This is a genomic window from Brevibacterium sp. S22, from assembly GCF_004745485.1.
Classification (GTDB): Bacteria; Actinomycetota; Actinomycetes; order Actinomycetales; family Brevibacteriaceae; genus Brevibacterium.
The window spans coordinates 1-1540 of sequence record NZ_RHFG01000060.1 but is presented as its reverse complement, the minus strand read 5'-3'; the positions used below and the strand labels follow the sequence as shown (position 1 = coordinate 1540).

The 1540-nt window shown below is 59.0% G+C and carries 2 protein-coding genes; both read left to right on the top strand.

What is annotated here, in order from left to right; genetic code table 11:
• Window positions 1–60: 60 nt before the first annotated feature.
• Window positions 61–630 (top strand): transposase, encoded by a 570-nt coding sequence (locus EB835_RS20130; protein WP_135811191.1) that lies wholly within the window; start codon window positions 61–63, stop codon window positions 628–630.
• On the top strand, window positions 627–1508 hold the full coding sequence (locus tag EB835_RS20125) for an IS3 family transposase (RefSeq protein ID WP_135811190.1): 882 nt from the start codon (window positions 627–629) through the stop codon (window positions 1506–1508). Before EB835_RS20130 ends, EB835_RS20125 begins: the two co-directional genes overlap by 4 nt.
• Window positions 1509–1540 lie beyond the last annotated feature (32 nt).

Sequence of the window (1540 nt, the reverse complement as noted above, 5' to 3'; positions counted from 1 at the left end):
TGGAGTGGTCCCCGAAAGTTGGACTGTGATTAACACAGGACAACTTGAAGGGACCACTCCATGCGTCACAACTGTCTGATCACCGACGAGCAAGCCCAAGCCGCGGTCGAACTCTTCGATCACGGGTACGGATACTCTGCTGCGGCCACGAGACTCGCCGTGCACAAACCCACACTCAAACTCCTCCATGACCGCTGGTTAGTGCGTGGAACAATGGCGGTCATGAAACCCCACCAGCCACGTCGAGTCACCCGAGAGACGAAGATCGCGACCGCCAAACGCTATCTCGCCGGCGAACACAAAGTCGCCTTGGCTCAGGAACTCGGCCTGGCTTCATCTCGACCGGTCGTCGACTGGGCCAAGGAATACCGTGACAAAGGCGATGACGCATTCGCCCCGAAGCCCTCAACTGCGAAGGGTGAAACGGCTCGGATACGCGCCATCGACAAGGGTGAGGACCCCGATGCGCACCCACACCCGTCGCAACCGGATGTGCTGGCGCCGAAGACCAGTGCTGAGGACATCAGTCTGGCTGAGTACCGACAGCTTCAAGACCGCCTGCTGCGGGCCGAAGCAGAGAACGCGTACTTAAAAAAACTTCGGGCCTTGAGGCAACAAGGGCAGCAGTGAAAGCACGCATTGTTGCCAGCCTCAAGGCTGACTATCCGCTGGCGATGCTGCTACAGATCGCAGGCCTGGCAAGGTCGACGTTCTTCTACCACCAGAAGAACCGCTTCGGGGACAAACCCGACCGGTACGCCCACGTGAAGACCCTCATCCAGGACATCGTCGACCGGACTCGTGGACGTTATGGGCACCGTCGGGTGCGGGCCGAGTTGGCCAAGACCGGAGTGTTCGTGTCGAAGAAGACGGTGCTGGTCCTGATGCGTCAGCTGGGTCTGCTCAGCCGGGTGCGGCAGAAGAAATTCAACTCTCACCGCGGGACGGTCGGGACCATCGCCGATAACGTCCTTGCCCGGGACTTCGAGTCGGCGGAACCGAACCAGAAGTGGGTCACTGACGTCACGGAATTCGCTGTTGAAGACCGGAAACTGTACCTGTCACCCGTCATTGATCTCTTCGACCGTGGAGTGCTGTCGTACACGATGTCGACGTCACCGAATACGGCGTTGACGAATGAGTCACTGACCCGGGCCTGTCAGGGGCTGCGCCCCGGGCAGGCACCCCTGGTGCACACCGATCAGGGGTTTCAGTATCAGCACGTGTCCTGGGCGGCGATCCTGGCCGATCATGGTGCGCAGGCGTCGATGTCCAGGCGGGGGAATTGTTGGGATAACGCGGTCGCGGAGAACTTCTTCGGGCAGTTGAAGTCCGAGATGTTCTATCTGGAATCCTTTAACACCATCGAGGATCTCAAGGCCGCGGTCGAGGAATACATTCATTGGTATAACTACGAACGATCCTCATCACGACTTGGCGGTCTTGCCCCGATGGAGTATCGGACCAAGACCGCCAAGGATGGTGAGCATGTCTATCAACTATGCTGACCCAAGCAGTCCAACTTTCCGGGACCAGTCCA